Origin of the sequence: Thalassolituus sp. UBA2590 (assembly GCF_002339775.1) — a bacterium.
In the GTDB taxonomy this organism is placed as follows: domain Bacteria; phylum Pseudomonadota; class Gammaproteobacteria; order Pseudomonadales; family Oceanobacteraceae; genus Thalassolituus.
Genome location: NZ_DDKU01000143.1, coordinates 1 through 4650 on the forward strand (window position 1 = coordinate 1; position 4650 = coordinate 4650).

A 4650-nucleotide genomic window follows, 5' to 3' on the forward strand; every position below is an offset into this window, starting at 1 on the left:
GAGAGGAGAGTGCCATGGAAAAGAAAGACCAAATATTAGAGTCAATTGCAGAACTGGGTTATATCGAAGTAGGTGTGACCAGTCTTGATGACTGGCAGCAATACGCCGACAACGTTCTCGGCGTCAGCAGTGAAGCTCATGAGGGTGTGCTGAATCTGAGCTACGACAGCACCATTTGGCGAATCCAGGCAAAACCAACTGGCGAAGATGACATCACTTGCCTCGGTTTCTGTCTGACTTCCGAAGAAGCACTTCAATCTGTCTGTCAACGCCTTTCCGCGCAAGGCATCAATATAAGCGATGGTAGTGAGGAAGAATGCGCTGCCCGACAGGTCGAACAGCTGAAAATTTGCTTTGACCCCGATGGACTGAGGGTTGAGCTTTACATCGGTGAGCGACTGGGCACCTTAGCTTTTAAGTCACCCATTGGTGTCGGCGGCTTCGTCACGGAGGGACAGGGACTTGGTCATGTGGTGCTTTGCGCCAGTGATCTTGAAGCAGCCAAACAATTTTACCTCGACGGGCTTGGTTTTCTTCTGTCAGACCATATTGTTGTTGGCCCGCCTGACCAGCAACTGGAGCTGACTTTTCTCCACTGCAACCCTCGTCATCACACACTCGCACTCATTCCAATACCGCTGCCAAAGCGCCTGAATCACATCATGCTTCAGGTTGCAGACATGGATGACGTTGGCTATGGCCTGGATCGCGCTAAAACTGCCGGTGTAAGAATCTCATCAGGACTCGGCAAGCACCCGAATGACGAAATGTTCAGTTTCTACATGGCAACACCGTCGGGTTTTGACATTGAGTACGGCTGGGGTGGTCTAGAGATTGACGATTCGGTCTGGCAACCCAAAACCTTTAATCAGACCAGCATCTGGGGTCATCAACCGGAGTCAACAAAATGAACAGCTTGAAAACACATATCGAATCTGACACCAGCCGCTATGTTGAAGTACATGGAATCAACATACATTTTAACGACGCGGGTCAGGGCGAAGTGTCAAATAACTGCATGGCAAATGGGAGGACTCTGAATGTCTGATGCACTGATAGCGACCGACAAGGCAAGTGTAGATGTGAGCGGTTGCTTTGACATGGCAACCGGGATACTGGACCGGAGAATATTCACCGACGAAGAGATCTATCAGGAAGAACTGAAAAAAATCTTTGGTCGCGCCTGGAACTTTGTCTGTCACGAATCGCAGATACCGAATCCTGGCGATTTTATGATGAACTACATTGGTGAAGATGAAGTCATCGTCGTCCGCGACCGGCAGCAATCCATCAACGTGCTGCTGAACAGTTGTCCTCATCGCGGCAATACCGTTTGTCGAGCGGAGCTCGGCAATACCAAAAGCTTTTTCTGTTCCTATCACGGCTGGAATTACGATCTTGACGGTCGACTGATCGGCATGCCGGGGGAGGATGACTTCTATCGCAACAACATCGACAAAAAAGACTGGGGTTTAACACCGGCTGCCAAGGTCGAGAACTACCGGGGGTTTTATTTTGCCACCCTCGATCCAGAGGCTCCGCCACTCGAAGAGTATCTTGGCTGGGTTGGCAAGGTTGGTATCGACTTTATGCTGGCTGAAGGCGACATCGAGTTTCTTGATGGTATCCATAAAAATCGACTGCAATGTAACTGGAAGCTCGCCGTAGATAACCTGTATGACTGGTATCACGTCAAAGTTTCCCACGGCTCGGCCATTAAAATAGGCATCCTGGACGCGGCCGCGATGGCACCTGACAATCAGATGGTGATACTGGGTGAATATGGCCATGGCATTGGCGGGCCAGGCATATCCGAGGAAGAGCAGGCCAGATACGATGCCAGACTGGCCAGCGGTGAGGGCGAGCCACAATGGTACGATCGACACGCCGAGAGACGGACCTCGCCTGAAACCAGGGAAATGCTGGGTCCAGTCGGAACGCGTTCATTTGGTCATCCCAATATTTTCCCAAACCTGTGGGTCGCGCAGACGAATCAAGTATGCCTTCGAATCCCGCGGGGTCCTTACGAGACAGAGCTCTGGTGGTTTAACTTCCGTCGCAAGGGAATGTCAGAAGATGAGCAGAAGTTCTCTGCTTTTATGCAAAACCATATGTTCGGGCCTGCTGGTGTGCTCGAGCAGGACGATGGTGAGAATTGGAGTCATTCCACGCGCGGCGCCAAGGGCACTTTCAGCAAAACCCTGCCGCTTAATTTCTCCATGGGTAACAAAGCTGATCAGGTCAGCCAGGATCCTTCAGGGCAGAGTTGTATTGAGACCGTCGTAAACGAACACGCCCAACGCTGGACCTATCAATCATGGCAGGATTGGATGGCTGCTGAAAATTGGCCGGAGTTGATGGCGAATCACTCACAGCCACCAACGGGAGAAGTCTGATGAGCGCTTATCAGGATCTGTCGCTGCAGGAAAGAATGCTGCTCAAATTTGAAGCAGAAGAGTTTCTCTACTATGAGGCGGATTTGCTGGATTCACGCCGCTTTGACGAATGGCTGAATCTGCTGGCCGACGACATCCATTACTGGATGCCACTCAGGCGAACAACCCAGGCGAAGGAAGTGGAAAAAGAATTCACAGTGCCTGGTGGCATGGCGCTGTTCGACGATGACAAAACCATTCTGACCATGAGGATTCAACGATTGGCGATCGGTCGGGCCTGGGCAGAAGATCCACCGTCACGTACTCGGTGTCTTATCAGCAACGTGCGAATTGACAGTATTGATGAAGATGAATTGACCGTACGCAGCAACTTCAAACTTTACCGAACGAGGCTCAACAGTGAAGAGGACAGCTGGATTGGTCGCCGCGAAGATACGCTACGTCGATCGGAAGGTGGCTTTCTGCTCTGCCGCCGTCATCTGTTTCTGGAGCAGACAGTCATACTGTCGCAAAACCTGTCGAGCCTGTTTTAAGCCATGAGTCGATTAGAGAACCAATCAATCCTCGTGACGGGTGGCGCATCTGGTCTGGGTCTTGCGGTTGTCGAACGACTGATCGAAGAGGGCGCGAGTGTCGGCGTGCTAGACCGTTCTGCTGAAGGTTGTGCTGATCTTGAAAGCCGATTTGAGGATCGGGTTATCGGCACTGTTGGAGACGTTCGTGAGTACGAAGACAATGAGCGGGCTGTTGCAGCTTGTGTCGATCGTTTCGGCAAGCTGGACTGCGCCATCGGTAATGCCGGTATCTGGGACTACAACATTACGCTCGTCGATCTGCCTGCAGATAAACTGAATCAATCATTCGGCGAGCTGTTTGACATTAATGTCCTCGGTTACCTGATGTTGTCTAAGGCTGCGCTGAAACCGCTGGCGCAGTCGCAGGGTTCCATGATCTTCACCGTCTCCAACGCCGGTTTCTGGCCGAGCGGTGGCGGCGTTCTATATACGGCGACCAAGCATGCGGTTGTTGGACTGATCAAGCAGCTCGCCTTCGAACTTGCACCGCATATCAGGGTCAACGGTGTTGCGCCGGGTGCGATATCAACTCAGCTTAAGGGGCCTGCCAGCCTTGATATGCAGGACCTGGAGTTCCCGGGCAGCGCCATGGAAGCGGGCGCCTCAGGATTTGTTCCGCTGTCGCGTTTACCCACGCCAGCTGAATATGCAGGAGCCTACGTCTTCTTTGCCTCACGAGAGGACAATGTACCGGCGACCGGATCAATACTGAATCACGATGGCGGGTTTGGTGTTCGTGGGCTGGGTCCTGTTCCCCGTGGAGGGGATGGCCTGCTCAAAAAACTATAATCGCTGAATAGAGGAGAAAAAGATGGACCTAGGTATAACCGACAGACAGGCGCTGGTTTGTGGTGGCAGTTCCGGATTGGGCAAGGCGATTGCTACTGCCCTTGCAGAAGAAGGCGTGCGCCTCATTTTGGTTGCAAGAACCGAAGACAAGCTGGCGACGGCTGCATCGGAAATCAGTGAGTTGACCGGACACACGCCTGAAGTACTGGCGGTAGATCTTTCAGACCCGGTATCTCGACAGGGTGTTGTCGATCGCTGCCAGGAACTTGATATTCTAGTGAACAACTCAGGCGGGCCACCGGTAGGCGACTTCCGCAAGCTGAGTCGCGAGGACTGGCTGTCTGCCATTGAGTCCAACATGCTATCCGCCATTGACCTCATCAATGCGTCACTACCGGGAATGTGTGACCGTGGATTCGGCAGGATCCTGAATGTGACCAGTCATATGGTCAAGGCTCCGGTTTCTTTCCTGAGTTTGTCCAATGGTGCAAGAGCAGGCCTGACAGGATTCGTCAGCGGCATCGCTCGAGATGTTGCACCTTACAATGTGACCATCAACAACTTGCTGCCCGGACAGTTTGAAACGGATCGGCTGGTCTCAAACCATGAGCGATTTGCCTCGGCGAGTGGACAGACAGTTGAAGAGTTCCAGGCGAAATCGAAGAGAGGTATACCCGCCGGCAGGTTTGGCCAGCCGCAGGAATTCGGCGCTTATGCCGCTTTTCTCTGTGGCGCCAGTGCGGGTTTTGTTACGGGGCAGAACCTGCTGCTGGATGGTGGTCAGTATCCTGGCATCATGTGAACAGGTACAGGGCAAATAAGATTCTTGATGGGCGACGTACCGATCAGGTTGGTGAACCGTTCTGAAAATGCCGATCGCGACATATTGG

General features: G+C 52.5%; 5 protein-coding genes. All 5 read left to right on the top strand.

Translation table 11 applies throughout. The annotated features are described in order from the left end of the window. Positions 1-911: VOC family protein (locus B2067_RS12370; protein ID WP_301388651.1), on the top strand; the 911-nt coding region annotated here is incomplete at its 5' end. 129 nt (positions 912-1040) lie between these two features. Next, entirely contained in the window at positions 1041-2396 is a 1356-nt protein-coding gene (locus B2067_RS12375; protein WP_301388653.1) for an aromatic ring-hydroxylating oxygenase subunit alpha, read from the top strand. After that, on the top strand, positions 2396-2929 hold the full coding sequence (locus B2067_RS12380) for a 3-phenylpropionate/cinnamic acid dioxygenase subunit beta (protein ID WP_301388655.1): 534 nt from the start codon (positions 2396-2398) through the stop codon (positions 2927-2929). Before B2067_RS12375 ends, B2067_RS12380 begins: the two co-directional genes overlap by 1 nt. A 3-nt stretch (positions 2930-2932) precedes the next feature. Further along, a complete protein-coding gene (gene hcaB / locus B2067_RS12385; protein WP_301388656.1) occupies positions 2933-3760 on the top strand; it encodes a 3-(cis-5,6-dihydroxycyclohexa-1,3-dien-1-yl)propanoate dehydrogenase in 828 nt (275 codons plus the stop codon). 22 nt (positions 3761-3782) lie between these two features. Further along, positions 3783-4562 carry an SDR family oxidoreductase gene (locus tag B2067_RS12390; RefSeq protein ID WP_301388658.1) on the top strand — a complete coding sequence of 260 codons (780 nt, stop codon included), beginning with the start codon at positions 3783-3785 and terminating at the stop codon, positions 4560-4562. Positions 4563-4650 lie beyond the last annotated feature (88 nt).

Excerpts from the sequence above, each read along its gene's own strand:
- B2067_RS12375 (WP_301388653.1), top strand. The coding sequence starts at position 1,041 with ATGTCTGATGCACTGATAGCGACCGACAAGGCAAGTGTAGATGTGAGC.
- B2067_RS12380 (WP_301388655.1), top strand. The coding sequence starts at position 2,396 with ATGAGCGCTTATCAGGATCTGTCGCTGCAGGAAAGAATGCTGCTCAAA.
- hcaB (WP_301388656.1), top strand. The coding sequence starts at position 2,933 with ATGAGTCGATTAGAGAACCAATCAATCCTCGTGACGGGTGGCGCATCT.
- B2067_RS12390 (WP_301388658.1), top strand. The coding sequence starts at position 3,783 with ATGGACCTAGGTATAACCGACAGACAGGCGCTGGTTTGTGGTGGCAGT.